Source organism: Solibacillus sp. NPDC093137 (assembly GCF_050280445.1).
GTDB classification, from domain to species: Bacteria; Bacillota; Bacilli; order Bacillales_A; family Planococcaceae; genus Solibacillus; species Solibacillus isronensis_B.
The window spans coordinates 117,910-137,418 of record NZ_JBNNVH010000007.1 but is presented as its reverse complement, the minus strand read 5'-3'; the positions used below and the strand labels follow the sequence as shown (position 1 = coordinate 137,418).

The window sequence follows — 19,509 nt, the reverse complement described above, 5'->3', positions numbered from 1 at the left end:
TTTCTTGTTAACTTTATTCTACATGTTCCGTTAATGGGAATCGTTTGATTTACATGACAAAAACGCGTGGTAAGTGACAAGTTCGTCACATTCCAAGCGTTTTTTGATATTCATTCATTTTAGGGAAAGTAATTTTTACAGAAGTACCTACCCCTTCTATTGATTCGATTGCCAGAAGAATATGCAGTGATTGTGCCGCCTGTTTAGCAAGATACAGCCCCATCCCTGTTGCAGCACTCGTTTCACGACCAATTGTTCCCGTGTAGGATTTGCGGAATACACGCGGCAAATCTTCACGCTTTATACCGATTCCGTCATCTTGAATGATGAGAACTGCCTGCTCATTAACCATATGAGCGGATATTCTGATTTCCCCCCCGACATCACTATACTTTACCGCATTCGATAAAATTTGCCGTACGATAAAACCTAGCCACTTTGCGTCTGATTGTACAGTAAGATCATCCACTTCCAGATCAATGGCGATTTGCTTTTCAAAACACCAGCTGCGCAATGCTTTAATTTCTTGGATAAGTACGTCCTTCACCTTTACTTTTTCTATTCGGTTATCTAGCTCGATTGTCATAAGACGTGTTGCATGAAGCTGCTGGTCTAATAATAAATAAAGGCGCAGCCATTCATTTTCAATGCGTTCCTTTACTTCGCTTTTCTCTACTTTTTCCATCAACAGCTGCATTGCCGTTAATGGGGATTTCATTTCATGTACCCATGCTAAAAGTTCATCCTGCCGTTCTAGTACGATCTGCTTCTGTTCCTGTACTTTTCCATTCATATCAGCCAGCTGCTCTTTATAATCTTCATGGATAACATCATAGTAAGTTCCATTAAAAAACTTCGCATACCGCTTCATCAATTTCCTGTCTTTCATATAGCGTAAGCTGAAATAACTGGCTACGAGCGTAAACCAAATGATGTTTAAATAGAGTAGTGAAACATCGTGGAAGCCTTTATCTAGAAATAGTATTAAATTCAATAGCAGCTGAAGAATGATGACAAATAGCATCATAGAAATATATTGTCTTATAAACAAGCGGATCATGCATCCACCGCCAAATAGCCAAGGCCTTTTTTCGTCATAATCACATTGATTAGCCCAATATCCTCTAACCGTTGGCGTAAGCGGTTTACATTGACCGTTAATGTATTGTCATTTACGAAGCGTTCATCATCCCATAATTTACGCATTAGTTCATCACGGGAAACGATTTGCCCTTTTGCCTTGACCAGCACCTTTAAAATAAACAGCTCATTTTTTGTTAACTCTACCTGTTTATCTTTATAATGAACAATTGCGCGGTCATAATGAATTTCAGCTCCATTCCATTTTTCAATATCACTTTGCTGTGCTTCCTGATAATTATATGCACGACGAAGCAATGCTTGTACTTTTGCGACTAATACTTCTGTATGGAAAGGTTTTTGCACAAAGTCATCTGCTCCCATTTGCATCGCCATGATCATGTCCATCGGGTGATCGCGTGAAGAAAGAAATAAAATAGGGACATTCGATACCGCCCTTATTTCACGACACCAATGGAAGCCGTCAAATGCAGGCAACTGAATATCAATAATAACAAGCTGAGGCTCTTCTTCTTTAAATGTCACCATTATGTGTTGAAAGTCTTTCGGCCCAATTACTTGAATATTCCATTGTGCTAATCGTTCACCTATGAGTTCAAATATGGAGACATCATCCTCTATTAATAATACCTTCAATGAACACCACTCCTTCTATATACTTCCATTATACAAAAAACTAACAGTCCAACCCTTACAAACTTTGCTATAATCAATTCAATTACTGGAATTATAGGTGAAGAGGTGGGGAAAGAAAAATGGATCTACGCCAAATCGAATATTTTGTTGAAGTAGCCAAGCATTTAAGTTTTACAAAGGCAGCAGCAACATTACATGTGTCACAGCCATCTATTAGTAAAGCAATCCAAAACTTTGAGTCAGAGCTAGGTGTACCGCTGTTTTACCGTTCATCCAAACAGCTTGAGCTGACGGATGCCGGTCAGGCCGTTCTTGTGAATTCAATGCAAGTACTTGAATCATTTCAAAATCTGCGTTCGGAATTAACAGATTTGATGGAACTAAAGAAAGGACAAATCCGTATCGGCATTCCACCGATCGTTGGGGCCGAGTTTTTTTCAAAATTGATTAGCTATTATAAAGAGCTTAATCCATATATCGAAATTTTATTAACGGAAGTCGGAACGAAGCGCATACGCCAGGAAATTGAAGCTGGTGAACTGGATGTCGGATTAGTATGCAGTGTAACTTCCTCGAACGAATCTTTGGAAACAATACGTTTTTTAAAAGACCCTTTAATGTTAATCGTCCATGAAAGTCATCCTTTAGCTGCAAAAGAAACGATACAGCTAAGTGAACTAGCGAATGAGACTTTTATTATTTACCGGAAAGATTTTATTTTGTATGACCGTATTATCGAGGAGTGCTCCAAACAAGGTTTCTTCCCTACAATTGCCTGTGAAACGACTCAGAAAGATCTATTTATCGAAATGGTTCAGGCAAAATTGGGGATTGCGCTGCTTCCGAAAAAACTTGCCGAAAAAATTCCGTACAATTCGATTAAATGCATCCCTTTTCAGGAAGAATCAATTTATCTTGAACTGGGGGTTACGTGGAAGAAAAATAAATACTTGCCTTTTGCTGTACGGGAATTTATTAAACTTGCCCGGGAATTTGTTGCCCAATAAAAAAGTTGCCTAGAAAGTTTCAGTACCTCTAGGCAACCATTTTATAATTTATTGGCATATTCATTTAACTGCGAAGACATCATTTGAATTTCCTTCACAAAATCGGAAACTTGTTGAATAGACTCGCTCTGTAATGTTCCGATAGTGGAAATTTGAGCAATAGACTTCGTAATTTTTTGTGTAGCCGCATTAATTTGGTTCATCGTTTCTCTAATTTTTTGTGTTGATTCAATTGTTTCCTTCGAAAATTTGCGGATTTCCGTCGCTACGACTTCAAAGCCTCTCCCTTTTTCACCTGCTCGGGCAGCTTCGATCGCTGCATTTAATCCAAGCAAATTCGTTTGGTCCGCCATACGTTTCAATAATGATAAAATGTCGGAAGTCTGTTGAACATTCCTTTCAGCCTGCTTTGATTGTTGCAGTAGCTCGTTTGCCGCCTCCCTCAAGCTTGTAGAACCATCCGCAATACTGCCAATCTGTTCGTTCGCATGTGTTAAAGAACCTGTTATTGCTTGGGAAATTTCTATTAATTCCGAATGCTTTCTTACTTGGACAGCAATTCCTCCAATTGTTTTACCTGTTTTATCGTATAATGGCGTTGCAGTCCCGATAAATTCAAAACCATAATAATCGGCTGGTACAACTGCTTCTAAACGACGGCTTTTCTTTAATGCAATCATTAACGGCTCTTCAGAATGTAATTTTTGGCCTATTCGGATCTTCAAGTCTAAGTCTTTAGCCGGGAAATAGGCTACAAACTTTTCGATATCACATAACCCAATCGATACGTCTGTTGGAATAGCATCTTTCACGATCGGTATCAATGAAATAAGCGCATCTAATGATTCAATTTTATTTAGCATGTTTAACTCTCTTCTTTCCTATTACTAAAATTACTATATTGTTACTATTATACCATTTTTTCTGTAAATCGAGCGAATTTCCGTCAACTTTTAATGCTTAAACAAAAAAGACTACTATTTCAGAAGAAATAGTAGTCACTTAGAAAATCTTATGCGTTTACTTTTTGTTTGGCTTTAGCTTCAATACGCTTTTTGTGTAAAATTGGCTCTGTGTAGCCATTTGGCTGATCATAACCTTTAAATATCAATTCGCTTGCCGCTTGGAAAGCTACGGATTCCCCGTAGTTTGCTGACATTGGCAAGTATTCCGGATCATCGGCATTTTGCTCGTCTACAACTTTTGCCATACGGTTCAACGATTCCTCTACTTGTTCTTTCGTACAAATACCGTGATGCAGCCAGTTCGCTACATGCTGACTTGAAATACGCAACGTTGCGCGGTCTTCCATTAAGCCGATATCATTAATATCCGGCACTTTCGAACAGCCCACACCATGTTCCACCCAGCGAACAACATAGCCTAGAATTCCTTGTACATTATTATCAAGCTCGTGTTGAATTTCTTCCGGTGACCAGTCTGTATTTGCAGCAACAGGAATTTCCAAAATCGCATCCTGTAAATCTTCCGATGTCACAATACCTTTTTGAACATCTTTAACATTTACTTCATGGTAGTGAGTGGCATGTAAAGTGGCTGCTGTCGGCGATGGTACCCAGGCAGTATTCGCTCCTGCTTTCGGGTGGTTGATTTTTTGTTCAATCATATCCGCCATTAAGTCCGGCATTGCCCACATACCTTTACCAATTTGTGCACGGCCTTGTAAGCCCGCATTTAAACCAACAACGACATTGGATTTTTCATAAGAAGTTAACCATGTTGATGTTTTCATTTCGCCTTTGCGAATCATTGGACCTGCTTCCATCGATGTATGGATTTCATCACCTGTACGATCCAAGAATCCAGTATTAATAAATACGATACGGTTTTTCACTTCACGAATACATGCTTTTAAGTTAAGTGATGTACGACGCTCTTCATCCATGACACCGATCTTTAACGTGAAACGTTCCAACCCAATTAAATCTTCTACACGCTCAAATAGCTTATTTGCAAACGCTACTTCTTTTGAGCCGTGCATTTTCGGTTTTACAATATAAATAGAACCTTTTTGTGAGTTTTTATACTGGCCATTACCGATTACTTCATGCTTCGCTATTAAGCTCGTTATGACACCATCGATTATTCCTTCAGGCACTTCACTACCATCTTTATCTAAAATAGCCGGATTTGTCATTAAGTGACCTACATTGCGGATAAACATTAACGAGCGTCCGTTTAATGTTACCTCATCACCATTGACTCCCGTATATACACGGTCAGGATTTAGTGTACGTGTTACCGTTTTTGAGCCTTTTTCAAAGGTTGCCGTCAAGTCGCCTTTCATTAGCCCTAACCAGTTCGAATATACTTCAACTTTATCTTCTGCATCTACTGCTGCTACCGAGTCCTCGCAGTCCATAATTGTTGTAATTGCGGACTCTAAATAAATATCTTTTACACCAGCTGCATCGTCTTTACCGATTGGATGATTGCGGTCGATTTGAATTTCAATGTGTAAATCATTATTTTTAAGTAAAATTGCAGTCGGCTGTTCTGCTGTTCCTTTATAGCCCACTAACTTTTCAGGTTCCGTCAATGTCGCTGTTTCACCATTTGCAAGTGTCACTACTAATTGGCTTTCTGCAATTTTATAAGTTGTCGCTTCTTTATGTGAGGCTGATGTTAAAGGAGCTGCTTGATCTAAAAATAGTTTCGCATAATCGATTACTTTGTTACCACGGATCGGATTATAACCCTTACCTGCTTCAGCACCATCTTCATCACTGATGGCATCTGTACCATAAAGTGCATCATAGAAACTTCCCCAACGTGCATTGGCAGCATTAATCGCATAACGTGCATTGCTTACAGGTACAACTAATTGCGGACCTGCCTGATATGCAATTTCTGCATCCACATTTTCAGTTTCCACTTGAAAATCTTCTACTTTTGGTTCTACATAACCGATTTCTTCTAAAAATGCTTTATAGTCAGCAAATTGGAAATTCCCCTTATTACCTTTATGCCATTCATTAATATGAGCCTGCAGTGTATCCCGATGAGCAAGTAATGCCTTATTTTCAGGTGCCAGCTCATGAACTAGCTGATCAAAGCCGTTCCAAAATGCCGTTTGCTCTACTCCGCTATTTGGCAATACTTGTTCATTAATAAACTGAAATAATACTTCCGCTACTTGTAAGTTCCCCACTTGCACATAATTTGTCACTATTAAATCCCCCTTTTAAATGAACATTTCTAATAATTAATTAGAATCCCCTGTTCTTACATTTCATTATACAAGAGGCATGATATATAAATGAAATACATATATTGAATAAACATTATGCTTTTACGCTATAAAGGGTACAAAAAAAACACCTTGCAAGCGTCCCTGCAAGGTGTTTTTAGAAAATTAGCGATTAGCTAAAATTATTTTTGGATAGATGCTACTACGCCAGCGCCTACAGTACGGCCACCCTCACGGATAGAGAATTTAGTACCTTCTTCTAAAGCGATTGGAGCGATTAATTCAACAGTCATTTCGATGTTGTCGCCAGGCATAACCATTTCTACGCCTTCTGGTAACATGCAGATACCAGTTACGTCAGTTGTACGGAAGTAGAACTGAGGACGGTAGTTAGAGAAGAATGGAGTATGACGTCCACCCTCTTCTTTTGATAATACATAAACTTCAGCTTTGAAGTTAGTGTGTGGAGTGATTGAACCTGGTTTAGCTAATACTTGACCACGTTGGATATCTTCACGAGCAATACCACGTAATAAAGCACCGATGTTGTCACCAGCTTCAGCGTAATCTAATAATTTACGGAACATTTCTACACCAGTTACAGTTGTAGTTTTAGCTTCTTCTTCGATACCGATAACTTCTACAACGTCACCAACTTTAACTTGACCACGTTCAACACGGCCAGTTGCTACTGTACCACGACCAGTGATAGAGAATACGTCCTCTACTGGCATCATGAATGGTTTGTCAGTTTGACGTTCTGGAGTTGGGATGTAAGAATCTACAGCGTCCATTAATTCAACGATTTTTTCTTCCCATTCTGCTTCGCCTTCTAAAGCTTTTAATGCAGAACCTTTGATTACTGGAACATCGTCGCCTGGGAAGTCATATTCAGATAGTAAGTCACGGATTTCCATTTCTACTAACTCTAATAATTCTTCGTCGTCAACCATATCACATTTGTTCATGAATACTACTAAGTAAGGAACACCTACTTGTTTAGAAAGTAAGATGTGCTCACGAGTTTGTGGCATTGGGCCGTCAGCAGCAGATACTACTAAGATACCGCCGTCCATTTGTGCAGCACCAGTGATCATGTTTTTAACATAGTCAGCGTGACCTGGGCAGTCAACGTGTGCATAGTGACGAGTTGCAGTTTCATACTCTACGTGAGAAGTATTGATTGTGATACCGCGCTCTTTTTCTTCTGGAGCGTTGTCGATGTCAGCGTAAGATTTAGCTGCACCACCCATTTTTTTAGAAAGAACTGTTGCGATAGCAGCAGTTAAAGTTGTTTTACCATGGTCAACGTGTCCGATTGTACCAACGTTAGCATGCGTTTTTGAACGGTCAAATTTTTCTTTAGCCATTAGAAAATGCCTCCTCAGAGATAGGTTTTATTTTTTTTAAAATTATTTATTCTAAGATGCCGACTATAAACGGGCCCCATCTATAGTCAGTCAATCATAGCTTACAAATTATTTATACTTGATGCAAGGTGAAATTTCAATTATTCACCTTTATTTTTTTTGATGATATCTTCTGCAATTGATTTTGGTACTTCTTCATAGTGATCGAACGTCATTGAGAATACACCGCGACCTTGAGTTGCAGAACGTAAAGTTGTAGCATATCCGAACATTTCAGATAGTGGAACCATAGCACGTACTACTTGAGAGTTACCACGAGCTTCCATACCCTCTACGCGACCGCGACGAGCAGTAATGTTACCCATAATATCACCAAGGTACTCTTCTGGAATTACAACTTCTACTTTCATCATTGGCTCTAAGATAACTGGGTTACATTTTTTAGCTGCTTCTTTTAAAGCCATAGATGCAGCGATTTTGAACGCCATTTCACTTGAGTCAACGTCATGGTAAGAACCGAATACTAATTTCGCTTTAATGTCGATTAGTGGGTAACCAGCAACAACACCGCGGTCAAGAGAGTCACGTAGACCCGCTTCTACTGCAGGGATGTATTCACGAGGTACAACACCACCAACGATAGCGTTTTCGAATTCGAAACCTTTACCCTCTTCGTTTGGAGAGAACTCGATCGTTACGTCACCGTATTGACCGCGACCACCAGATTGACGAGAGAATTTACCTTGAACTTTAGCTTCGCTACGGAATGTTTCACGGTAAGATACCATTGGAGCACCCACGTTAGCTTCAACTTTAAATTCACGCTTCATACGGTCAACTAAGATATCAAGGTGAAGTTCACCCATACCAGAGATGATTGTTTGACCTGTTTCAGTGTCAGTATGTGCACGGAATGTTGGATCTTCTTCTTGTAGTTTTTGTAAAGCTTGACCCATTTTATCTTGGTCAGCTTTAGATTTTGGTTCTACAGAAAGAGAGATTACTGGCTCTGGGAAGTCCATTGACTCTAAGATAACAAGGTTTTTCTCGTCACATAGAGTATCACCTGTTGTAGTATCTTTAAGACCTACAGCAGCAGCGATGTCACCAGAGTATACTTTTGCGATCTCTTCACGAGAGTTAGCGTGCATTTGCAGGATACGTCCTACACGCTCACGTTTACCTTTAGAAGAGTTTTGTACGTAAGAACCTGCTTCTAATGTACCTGAGTACACACGGAAGAATGTTAACTTACCTACGAATGGGTCTGTCATTACTTTGAATGCAAGAGCTGAGAACGGCTCATCATCAGAAGAATGGCGGATGATTTCTTCTTCACCATCAACGTCAGTACCTTTAATAGCTTCTACGTCAGTTGGAGCTGGTAAGTAATCAACAGCAGCATCTAACATTTTACGAACACCTTTGTGTTTGAATGCTGTACCACAAAGTACTGGGTAGAATTCTACCGCGATAGTAGCTTTACGGATTGCTGCTTTTAATTCTTCTTTAGTAATTTCTTCGCCTTCTAAGTATTTCTCCATAAGTTCTTCATCAACACTTGCAACAGCGTCGATTAGTTTCTCACGGTACTCTTCAGCTTGATCCATGAATTCTGCAGGGATTTCTCCTACAGTTACGTCTGTACCTTCATCGTTGCCGTAGAAAGTAGCGTTCATTTCGATTAAATCGATAATTCCGCGGAACTGGTCTTCAGCACCGATTGGTAATTGCACTGGGTGAGCATTAGCTTGTAAACGCTCATGTAATGTACCTACAGAATATAGGAAGTCAGCTCCCATTTTATCCATCTTGTTGATGAATACGATACGAGGAACTCCGTATGTTGTAGCTTGACGCCATACTGTTTCAGTTTGAGGCTCAACACCAGATTGAGCATCTAATACTGTTACAGCACCATCAAGTACGCGTAAAGAACGTTCAACTTCAACAGTGAAGTCTACGTGTCCTGGAGTATCGATGATGTTAATACGGTGACCATTCCATTGAGCTGTTGTTGCAGCAGAAGTGATTGTGATACCACGCTCTTGTTCTTGCTCCATCCAGTCCATTTGAGAACCGCCATCATGTGTTTCACCGATTTTGTGAATCTTACCAGTGTAATAAAGGATACGCTCAGTAGTTGTTGTTTTACCAGCATCAATGTGAGCCATGATCCCAATATTACGTGTATTCTCTAGAGAGAATTCGCGTTTCATAGGAAATTTCTCCTTCCATATTGGGTTAACTGTATAGATGGTAAAAATCTTAGCCCCAGCAATGCTAGAGCAAAGATCAAATTACCAACGGTAGTGAGCGAATGCTTTGTTCGCTTCTGCCATTTTGTGCATATCTTCACGTTTCTTAACTGAAGCACCTGTGTTGTTAGATGCATCTAAGATTTCGTTAGCTAAGCGCTCTTCCATCGTTTTTTCTCCACGAAGACGAGCGTAGTTTACTAAATAACGTAAACCTAAAGTTGTACGACGTTCTGGACGAACTTCTACAGGTACTTGGTAGTTAGAACCACCAACACGACGAGCACGTACTTCTAGTACAGGCATTACGTTGTTTAAAGCAGCTTCAAATACTTCTAAAGCATTTTGACCCGAACGCTCTTGAACTAATTCAAAAGCTCCGTATAAAATCTTTTGAGAAGTACCTCTTTTACCATCAATCATCATTTTGTTGATTAAACGAGTTACTAGTTTTGAATTATAAAGTGGATCTGGTAACACGTCACGTTTGGAAACAGGACCTTTACGAGGCATGTGTTTTCCTCCTTTCAAATCGTTGTATATTTAAACTTAAATTATTTTTTTTCTTTAGGGCGTTTAGTACCGTATTTAGAACGAGATTGTAAACGACCGTTAACACCAGCTGTATCAAGTGCACCACGAACGATGTGGTAACGTACTCCAGCTAAGTCTTTTACGCGTCCGCCACGGATAAGAACTACACTGTGTTCTTGTAAGTTGTGACCTTCACCTGGGATATACGCAGTAACCTCAAGTTGGTTAGTTAAGCGTACACGAGCATATTTACGTAAAGCCGAGTTCGGTTTACGTGGTGTCATTGTACCTACACGAGTACAAACTCCGCGTTTTTGAGGAGACTTAACGTCAGTTAAAGATTTTTTAAATGAGTTATATCCTTTGTTTAACGCTGGAGATTTTGATTTCGTGCTTTTAGATTGACGAGGCTTACGTACTAATTGGTTAATTGTAGGCATCGATTTGTCCTCCCTTCATTTTTTCCTTGTTTCAATACCACACATCCAGGTGGTTCATTTTTTGGGTAAAAACAAAGTCTTTGTGTACTTTACACAAAAACTACATCGCAGTAATCGCAACAACTGCAGCTCCAACATGAATGCCGCAAGCTTTACCAAGTTCTTTCTTTGAATCGACGTAATTGACTGGTACACCGATTTCTTTCGCGAGAAGAATGGCCGGATCGGTTACCCATTTGTCTGCATCGATTGCGACAAAAAGAGCTGTTACTTGTCCAGCATACATTGCTTTCACTGCTTGCTTTATACCTATGATTGTTTTACTGGCCTGTTTTACTTGATCGTAAGACACTTTCATATCCTCCTAAGTACAGACAGTTAACTATCAACCTTCAATATATTATCATTCCAAACTTACACTGTCAACAGATTTCTTATGAAAGTATGTTGGTTAATATTTTATCCAAGGAAATTTCCAAGAAAATCTCCCGGCAGAGAATGGTCTCTGTCGGGATTTCTTCATTATATACTGCTATTCAGCTGTAATTACTTCTGCTGATTCTTCTTGCTCCATACGGATTTGACGGTAACGTTGCATACCTGTACCAGCCGGAACTAGTTTACCGATAATTACGTTTTCCTTCAGACCTAGAAGCTCATCACGTTTACCTTTAATTGCAGCATCCGTTAACACACGTGTTGTTTCCTGGAATGATGCAGCTGATAAGAATGATTCTGTTTCAAGAGAAGCTTTTGTAATACCTAAGATGACAGGACGGCAAGTTGCTGGAGTTTTTCCGCTAAGTACGGCTTCAGCATTTGCCTCAGAGAATTGGTGGATATCAAGAAGTGACCCTGGTAATAGCTCTGTGTCACCTGCTTCAATCACGCGCACTTTACGAAGCATTTGGCGAACCATTACTTCGATGTGTTTGTCTCCGATTTCTACCCCTTGCATACGGTATACTTTCTGAACTTCTTTTAATAAATATTCTTGAACTGTCGATACATCTTTAACTTTTAATAATTGCTTCGGATCGATAGAACCTTCAGACAATGTTTGACCCGCTACAATTGTGTCGCCTTCTGCTACTTTTAGACGTGCATTGTAAGGTGCTTGGTATTTACGTGTCTCCACATCACCTTGGATCGTTACTTCTTTAAGACCTTCTCGAATTTCTTCGATTTCGATTACTGTACCAGTAATTTCAGAAATGACTGCTTGACCTTTAGGGTTACGCGCCTCGAAAATTTCCTGGATACGTGGAAGACCTTGTGTAATATCGTTACCGGCTACCCCACCTGTATGGAATGTACGCATCGTTAACTGTGTACCTGGCTCACCGATAGATTGTGCAGCAATAATACCAACTGCTTCACCAACTTCTACCTCTTCACCAGTAGCTAAGTTCATACCGTAACATTTTTTACATACGCCGTGTTTTGTATTACATGTAAATGCAGAACGGATTGTAATTTCTTCGATATTTGCATCTTCGATAACGCGAGCAATATCCTGTGTAATTAAACCATCACGCTCTACGATAACCGCTCCTGTTTCTGGATGGCGAACTGTTTTCTTCACGTAACGACCAACAATACGTTCGTCTAACGCTTCGATCAATTCGTTTCCTTCCATTAATGAACCGATTAATAAACCGCGGTCAGTACCACAATCGTCTTCACGAACGATAACATCTTGTGCTACGTCTACTAAACGACGAGTTAAGTAACCTGAATCGGCAGTTTTTAGTGCTGTATCGGCAAGACCTTTACGCGCACCATGTGTAGAGATGAAGTACTCTAATACTGTTAAACCTTCACGGAATGAAGACTTGATTGGTAATTCGATAATACGACCAGCCGGGTTGGCCATCAGACCACGCATACCAGCTAACTGTGTAAAGTTCGATGCGTTACCACGGGCACCAGAGTCAGACATCATGAAGATCGGGTTAGTTTTTTGTAAAGATTTCATCAGCTTGCCTTGAATTTCATCTTTGGCAGCTGTCCATACGTTAATAACTCGGTTATAACGCTCTTCCTCAGTAATTAAACCGCGGCGGAACTGGATCATTACTTTATCTACTTTGCTTTGGGCTTCATCTAAGATTACACCTTTATCCGGTAATACGACGATGTCAGATACACCTACTGTAATACCAGCACGAGTAGAATATTTGAAACCTAAGTTTTTCATGCGGTCAAGCATCTTAGAAGTTTCTGTAATGTGGAACTCTTTGAATACTTCAGCAATAACATTTCCTAAGAATTTTTTACGGAAAGGATCTACAACAGGCATATTTGTGAAGTGCTTCGCTAAAATAGCGCGGCGTTGTGCTTCAACTTTTTCTGATTCAGATAAATCAGCATAGCCTTCTGTTGCTTCGATTTCTTTCAGTAACTCTTCGTCAATTGTTAAGTTCACGAAGTATTTTTCAGGTGTTTTTTGCTCTAAGTTGACTGAAGTAGGCTCATTAATATAAGGGAATGAGCGTGGTAAAATTTCATTGAAGATTACTTTACCTACAGTCGATAACAAGAACATTTTATTTTGTTCTTCTGTAAATGTCGGGTTATTTAATGAGCTTGCTTTAATCGCAATACGAGAGTGTAAATGTACATGACCGTTTTGGTAGGCGATTAACACTTCGTTTGAATCATTAAATATTGCTCCTTCACCACGAGCACCTTCACGCTCAAGTGTTAAGTAATAGTTACCTAATACCATATCTTGAGATGGAGTTACTACCGGTTTCCCGTCTTTCGGGTTAAGGATGTTTTGTGCTGCTAACATAAGTAAGCGAGCTTCTGCTTGTGCTTCAGCTGATAATGGAACGTGAACCGCCATTTGGTCACCATCGAAGTCAGCGTTATAAGCTGTACATACTAATGGGTGAAGACGAATTGCACGGCCTTCTACTAGTGTAGGCTCGAATGCTTGGATACCAAGTCGGTGTAATGTCGGTGCACGGTTAAGTAATACCGGATGCTCACGAATTACATCTTCTAATACATCCCAAACTTCGTTGTGTAAACGCTCAATTTTACGTTTTGCACTCTTAATGTTATGAGCAAGGCCACGTTCTACTAATTCTTTCATTACGAAAGGTTTGAATAGTTCGATTGCCATTTCTTTTGGAAGACCACATTGGTACATTTTTAAGTTAGGACCTACTACGATAACCGAACGACCAGAATAGTCTACACGTTTACCAAGTAAGTTTTGACGGAAACGACCTTGTTTCCCTTTCAGCATGTGTGAAAGTGATTTTAAAGGACGGTTACCAGGACCTGTTACAGGACGACCACGACGACCATTATCGATTAATGCGTCAACCGCTTCTTGTAACATACGTTTTTCGTTTTGTACGATAATGCTTGGTGCACCAAGGTCAAGTAAACGTTTTAAACGGTTGTTACGGTTAATAACACGACGGTAAAGGTCATTTAAGTCAGATGTAGCAAAACGTCCACCATCTAATTGCACCATCGGGCGAAGCTCTGGTGGAATTACCGGTAGTACATCTAAAATCATCCACTCTGGTTTGTTGCCTGAGTTACGGAATGATTCCACTACTTCTAAACGTTTAATCGCACGTGTACGGCGTTGGCCTTGTGCAGATTTCAACTCTTCTTTTAAAACTTGTGTTTCATCTTCTAAGTCAATTTTCTCTAAAAGACGTTTAATCGCTTCAGCACCCATTGCTGCTTCGAATTCGTTACCATACTTTTCACGGTATGCACGGTATTCTTTTTCAGAAAGTAAGTCTTTATAGCCTAAAGACGTTTGACCTGGTTCGACTACTACATATGAAGCAAAGTAAATTACTTCTTCCAATGCACGTGGAGACATATCTAAAATAAGACCCATACGGCTTGGAATACCTTTGAAGTACCAAATATGTGATACAGGTGCTGCTAGTTCGATATGTCCTTGACGTTCACGGCGAACTTTCGAACGCGTTACTTCTACGCCACAACGGTCACAAACGACACCTTTATAACGTACACGTTTATATTTACCACAGTGACATTCCCAGTCTTTTGTTGGTCCAAAGATACGTTCACAGAATAAACCATCTTTTTCTGGTTTTAATGTACGGTAGTTAATTGTTTCTGGTTTTTTTACTTCTCCGTATGACCAAGAACGGATCTTGTCAGGTGAAGCTAAACCAATTTTCATATATTCAAATTCATTAACATCGATCAAGGAGCCTACCTCCCTTTAGTTATAAGTCGTAAATGACTTTTAATGTAGCTCTACACTTACAAAATTTCATATTAGGCTATAATGAAACTTGTATCTAAAATATAAGAAAAATCGGGCAGGGCATATACCTGCCCGATTCAATTGAAGTTATTCAAATGATTCTACTGGGTCTTCTTCTTTATCATTAGATCGTTCGACAGGTGCAGCTACTTCATCTTCATCGTCAAGGTCGCGTAATTCCACTTCCTCGTCGTTGATTGTAAGCATCTTCACATCCATACCTAATGATTGAAGTTCTTTAATTAATACTTTAAATGATTCTGGAACACCTGGTTCTGGAACACTTTCACCTTTTACGATTGCTTCGTATGTTTTCACACGACCTACAACGTCATCCGATTTTACAGTTAAAATCTCTTGTAACGTGTAAGCAGCACCGTATGCTTCAAGTGCCCAAACCTCCATCTCACCGAAGCGCTGACCACCGAATTGTGCTTTACCACCAAGCGGCTGTTGCGTTACTAATGAGTAAGGTCCAGTTGAACGTGCATGAAGTTTATCGTCAACCATGTGCGCTAGTTTGATCATGTACATGATACCAACAGAAACGCGGCTATCGAATGGCTCACCTGAACGTCCATCATAAAGAATTGTTTTACCGTCACGGTTCATACCAGCTTCTTCCATCGTTTCCCAAACATCGGCTTCGTTGGCACCATCGAATACTGGTGACGCCATATGAATGCCTAAGTAACGAGAAGCCATACCTAAGTGTAGCTCAAGCACTTGTCCGATGTTCATACGAGAAGGTACCCCTAGTGGGTTAAGCATGATATCTACTGGTGTTCCGTCCGGCATGAACGGCATATCCTCTTCCGGTAAGATACGTGAAATTACACCTTTGTTACCGTGACGTCCGGCCATTTTGTCACCAACGCGGATTTTACGTTTTTGAACAATATAAGCACGAACTAATTGGTTTACACCTGGTGGTAATTCATCGCCGTCTTCACGGTTGAATACTTTAACATCTAAAATGATACCGCCAGCTCCGTGTGGTACACGTAGAGAAGTATCACGTACTTCACGCGCTTTTTCACCGAAGATAGCATGTAATAAACGCTCTTCCGCAGTTAACTCTGTAACTCCTTTAGGCGTAACTTTACCTACTAGAATGTCACCATCGCGAACTTCTGCACCGATACGGATAATTCCGCGGTCGTCCAAGTTACGAAGTGCATCTTCACCCACGTTTGGAATATCACGTGTGATCTCTTCAGGTCCAAGCTTAGTATCACGAGACTCTGATTCATATTCTTCAATATGAACAGAAGTATATACATCGTCTTTAACAAGGCGTTCGCTCATAATTACAGCATCCTCGTAGTTGAAACCGTCCCATGTCATGAACGCAACAAGTACGTTTTGACCAAGTGCTAATTCGCCTTTTTCCATAGATGGACCATCAGCTAAAATATCACGAGGTTTTACACGGTCGCCAACTTTTACGATTGGACGTTGGTTATAAGAAGTACCTTGGTTAGAACGAATGAATTTTTGTAATTTATACTTTGTTAAATCGCCTTTTACTTCTTTACCATCTACTACTTCAATACGACGTACGTGAATTGAACGTGCTTCTACATGTTCAACAATACCATCGAATTTCGCTACTACAGCAGCACCAGAATCACGTGCATCTACGTGCTCCATACCCGTACCAACGAATGGTGCGTTTGGATATAGTAATGGAACAGCTTGACGTTGCATGTTCGCTCCCATTAACGCACGGTTTGAGTCGTCGTTTTCTAAGAACGGAATACACGCTGTCGCAGCAGATACTACTTGTTTAGGAGATACATCCATGTAGTCGATGCGGTCTTTAGAGAATACAGTGTTGTCACCACGGAAACGTCCAACAACTTCTTCATTCGCAAAAGTACCATCTTCATTTAAGATTGAGTTCGCTTGTGCAACTACATAGTTATCCTCTTCGTCAGCAGTTAAGTAATGGATCTCACTCGTTACAGCACCTGTTTCTGGATCGACACGGCGGTAAGGAGTTTCGATGAAGCCAAACTTGTTAACTTTTGCGAATGATGATAACGAGTTGATAAGACCGATGTTTGGTCCCTCAGGAGTCTCGATTGGACACATACGACCATAGTGAGAGTAGTGAACGTCACGTACTTCCATACCAGCACGCTCACGTGTTAAACCACCAGGCCCTAATGCAGATAGACGACGCTTATGCGTTAACTCTGCTAACGGGTTTGTTTGGTCCATGAATTGAGACAATTGAGAGCTACCGAAGAACTCTTTAATTGAAGCGATAACAGGACGGATATTGATTAATTGCTGTGGTACGATTGCAGCTGTGTCGTTAATTGACATACGCTCACGTACTACACGCTCCATACGAGATAAACCGATACGGAATTGGTTTTGTAGTAATTCACCAACAGAACGTAAACGACGGTTACCTAAATGGTCAATATCATCTGTGTTACCAACGTCATATAATAAGTTAAAGAAGTATGATACAGAAGCCAATACGTCGGCTGGAGTAATATTTTTCACTTCTTCATCTACATAGGCGTTTGAAATAACATTGATTTCTTTTTGTGCTTCATCATTTGGTGCAAAGATTTTAACCGACTGAATTGTAATATCATCTTCCAATACACCACCAACTTGGTTTAATGTACGGAATCCAACACCACTTTCTAAATAAGGAATTAACTTATCCAAATTACGGCGGTCTAATAATGTACCTGCTTCTACGATAATTTCTCCTGTGTCAGGATCCACTAACGTTTCTGCAATCGTTTGGTTGAATAAACGATTTTTGATGTGAAGCTTTTTGTTCATTTTGTAACGACCAACATTCGCTAAATCATAGCGTTTTGCGTCAAAGAAGCGAGAATATAATAAGTTCTTCGCAGATTCAACTGTTGGTGGTTCACCTGGACGTAAACGTTCATAGATTTCAAGAAGGGCCTTTTCAGTACCTTCCGTATTATCTTTTTCTAACGTATTACGTAAATATTCATTGTCGCCAATGATATCTAAAATTTCTTGATCCGAGCCAAAACCTAATGCACGTAAAAGTACTGTTACCGGTAATTTACGTGTACGATCGATACGTACATATACAACGTCTTTAGCGTCTGTTTCATATTCAAGCCATGCACCACGGTTAGGAATAACCGTTGCACCAAAGCCTTTTTTACCGTTTTTATCCGTTTTTTCGTGGAAGTACACACTTGGAGAACGAACTAACTGTGAAACGATAACACGCTCAGCACCGTTAATAATAAACGTACCTGTTTCTGTCATTAATGGGAAATCACCCATGAAGACGTCTTGCTCTTTCACTTCGTTTGTTTCTTTGTTGTGCAAACGTACTTTTACACGTAATGGTGCAGCATAAGTAACGTCACGCTCTTTACATTCATCCACATTATACTTAGGATCTCCTAAAGTATAGTCGACGAATTCTAATGAAAGATTACCTGTAAAATCTTCGATTGGAGAAATGTCGTGGAACATCTCGCGCAACCCTTCTTCAAGGAACCACTCATAAGATGCTGTTTGGATTTCGATTAGATTCGGAAGTTCCAGCACCTCACTAATACGCGCAAAGCTTCTACGCTGGCGGTGTTGTCCGTACTGAACTAGTTGACCTGTCAACTCATTCACCCCTCAATAAAGCGATAATAGGTCTTTGCAAAAACATACAAATAGTGTATGATTTCGAAAGACAAAAAGAAAACGAGACTTTTTTTAAACCTCATTTTCGGTTAAACTTAACTTATTCTTAGCAGTATACCCGTAACTTTGAATATTTAATGCAAAAGGGCATACTACCTCAAAATAATAATTTTGCATTTTATTATGTTATCATACTCGATTTGTCAAGTCAATATTGGAAACTAATCTTACTTATTTTTTTGCACGAATAATCCAATATCCTTTTTTCTTCTCAACGACATCTACTTCTGAAAACATTCCTTCTAAATGACTTATAGTTGATGGAGCGCCTTGCTTCTTCTGAATAACAATCCACAGCTCACCATTTTCCACTAACAATTCATATGCACCGTCATAAAACTTGAAGATTGTTTCTTTACCGGCACGAATTGGAGGGTTGGTTAATACAGCAGCTACTTTCGTTCCAGGTTCTACAGCGGCTAATCCATCGCTTTCAAAAATACGTACATTTTGAACCCCGTTAAGCTGGGCATTTTTTTGAGACAAACTAACTGCTCGTGAATTAATATCCATCATGTAAACTTCACGGTCAGGGTTGTTTTTTGCAATCGATAATCCGATCGGTCCATAGCCACAACCTACATCAAGCAAAACACCATCAATTTTAGGCATTTCAAACACATCGATTAGTACACGGGAACCAAAATCTACTTCGCTTTTACTGAATACACCCGTATCCGTTTCAAACGTAAATGTATTGCCTAATAAAGTGAATTTCCATTGGCGTGGTTTACTCTCAGTTTGAGGCTTATTTGAATAATAATGTTCAGACATGCAACACGCCTCCTTAGAAAAAATACATTTTGCGGTAATTTGTGCAAAATGATGTCTTTTCATGTGGATTACTATAAAAAATTAATATTTTCATATCCACAAAAGTTAAATAAAGAAAAGCCCGCCGCAAAATTGTGACGAGCTTTCCTTATTAAACTAAGCTCAGAGCCTAGTAATTAAAGTTAAAATGA

At 39.8% G+C, this 19,509-nt stretch carries 13 protein-coding genes; 1 reads left to right on the top strand and 12 read right to left on the bottom strand.

Annotation, left to right across the window (positions count from 1 at the left end; translation table 11 throughout):
• Positions 1–85: 85 nt before the first annotated feature.
• Entirely contained in the window at positions 86–1,060 is a 975-nt protein-coding gene (locus ACQKN3_RS17870) for a sensor histidine kinase (protein ID WP_427713721.1), read from the bottom strand.
• A complete protein-coding gene (locus ACQKN3_RS17865; RefSeq protein WP_427713718.1) occupies positions 1,057–1,737 on the bottom strand; it encodes a response regulator in 681 nt (226 codons plus the stop codon). Before ACQKN3_RS17865 ends, ACQKN3_RS17870 begins: the two co-directional genes overlap by 4 nt.
• A 119-nt stretch (positions 1,738–1,856) precedes the next feature.
• Here ACQKN3_RS17865 and ACQKN3_RS17860 point away from each other — a divergent pair, with 119 nt between their 5' ends.
• Positions 1,857–2,744, top strand: a complete 888-nt coding sequence (locus tag ACQKN3_RS17860; protein WP_427713716.1) for a LysR family transcriptional regulator — start codon at positions 1,857–1,859, stop codon at positions 2,742–2,744.
• 41 nt (positions 2,745–2,785) lie between these two features.
• Here the strand turns inward: ACQKN3_RS17860 and ACQKN3_RS17855 are convergent, their stop codons facing one another.
• The 10 genes from ACQKN3_RS17855 to ACQKN3_RS17810 all read right to left on the bottom strand — a co-directional run bounded on the left by ACQKN3_RS17855 (position 2,786) and on the right by ACQKN3_RS17810 (position 19,318).
• A complete protein-coding gene (locus tag ACQKN3_RS17855) occupies positions 2,786–3,424 on the bottom strand; it encodes a methyl-accepting chemotaxis protein (protein ID WP_427713780.1) in 639 nt (212 codons plus the stop codon).
• Between the two features lie 332 nt (positions 3,425–3,756).
• Positions 3,757–5,934 (bottom strand): malate synthase G, encoded by a 2,178-nt coding sequence (locus ACQKN3_RS17850; protein WP_427713714.1) that lies wholly within the window; start codon positions 5,932–5,934, stop codon positions 3,757–3,759.
• A 203-nt stretch (positions 5,935–6,137) separates the two neighbouring features.
• Positions 6,138–7,325, bottom strand: coding sequence for an elongation factor Tu (tuf, locus tag ACQKN3_RS17845; protein ID WP_079523494.1), 1,188 nt, complete (start codon positions 7,323–7,325; stop codon positions 6,138–6,140).
• Positions 7,326–7,465: 140 nt separating this feature from the next.
• Entirely contained in the window at positions 7,466–9,544 is a 2,079-nt protein-coding gene (fusA, locus tag ACQKN3_RS17840; RefSeq protein WP_427713711.1) for an elongation factor G, read from the bottom strand.
• 81 nt (positions 9,545–9,625) lie between these two features.
• Positions 9,626–10,096 (bottom strand): 30S ribosomal protein S7, encoded by a 471-nt coding sequence (gene rpsG / locus ACQKN3_RS17835; protein WP_008406982.1) that lies wholly within the window; start codon positions 10,094–10,096, stop codon positions 9,626–9,628.
• 41 nt (positions 10,097–10,137) lie between these two features.
• Positions 10,138–10,557, bottom strand: a complete 420-nt coding sequence (rpsL, locus tag ACQKN3_RS17830; RefSeq protein ID WP_008406983.1) for a 30S ribosomal protein S12 — start codon at positions 10,555–10,557, stop codon at positions 10,138–10,140.
• A 100-nt stretch (positions 10,558–10,657) separates the two neighbouring features.
• Positions 10,658–10,909, bottom strand: a complete 252-nt coding sequence (locus ACQKN3_RS17825) for a ribosomal L7Ae/L30e/S12e/Gadd45 family protein (protein WP_008406985.1) — start codon at positions 10,907–10,909, stop codon at positions 10,658–10,660.
• Positions 10,910–11,089: 180 nt separating this feature from the next.
• Complete coding sequence (gene rpoC, locus ACQKN3_RS17820; RefSeq protein ID WP_427713706.1) at positions 11,090–14,770, bottom strand: DNA-directed RNA polymerase subunit beta'; 3,681 nt, start codon at positions 14,768–14,770, stop codon at positions 11,090–11,092.
• 147 nt (positions 14,771–14,917) lie between these two features.
• On the bottom strand, positions 14,918–18,472 hold the full coding sequence (gene rpoB, locus ACQKN3_RS17815) for a DNA-directed RNA polymerase subunit beta (protein ID WP_251690886.1): 3,555 nt from the start codon (positions 18,470–18,472) through the stop codon (positions 14,918–14,920).
• Positions 18,473–18,715: 243 nt separating this feature from the next.
• Positions 18,716–19,318: a class I SAM-dependent methyltransferase gene (locus ACQKN3_RS17810; protein ID WP_251690888.1), complete on the bottom strand. Its 603-nt coding sequence runs from the start codon at positions 19,316–19,318 to the stop codon at positions 18,716–18,718.
• Positions 19,319–19,509 lie beyond the last annotated feature (191 nt).

Excerpts from the sequence above, each read along its gene's own strand:
- rpsG (WP_008406982.1), bottom strand. The coding sequence starts at position 10,096 with ATGCCTCGTAAAGGTCCTGTTTCCAAACGTGACGTGTTACCAGATCCA.
- ACQKN3_RS17855 (WP_427713780.1), bottom strand. The coding sequence starts at position 3,424 with ATGATTGCATTAAAGAAAAGCCGTCGTTTAGAAGCAGTTGTACCAGCC.
- ACQKN3_RS17860 (WP_427713716.1), top strand. The coding sequence starts at position 1,857 with ATGGATCTACGCCAAATCGAATATTTTGTTGAAGTAGCCAAGCATTTA.
- tuf (WP_079523494.1), bottom strand. The coding sequence starts at position 7,325 with ATGGCTAAAGAAAAATTTGACCGTTCAAAAACGCATGCTAACGTTGGT.
- ACQKN3_RS17870 (WP_427713721.1), bottom strand. The coding sequence starts at position 1,060 with ATGATCCGCTTGTTTATAAGACAATATATTTCTATGATGCTATTTGTC.
- fusA (WP_427713711.1), bottom strand. The coding sequence starts at position 9,544 with ATGAAACGCGAATTCTCTCTAGAGAATACACGTAATATTGGGATCATG.
- rpsL (WP_008406983.1), bottom strand. The coding sequence starts at position 10,557 with ATGCCTACAATTAACCAATTAGTACGTAAGCCTCGTCAATCTAAAAGC.
- ACQKN3_RS17810 (WP_251690888.1), bottom strand. The coding sequence starts at position 19,318 with ATGTCTGAACATTATTATTCAAATAAGCCTCAAACTGAGAGTAAACCA.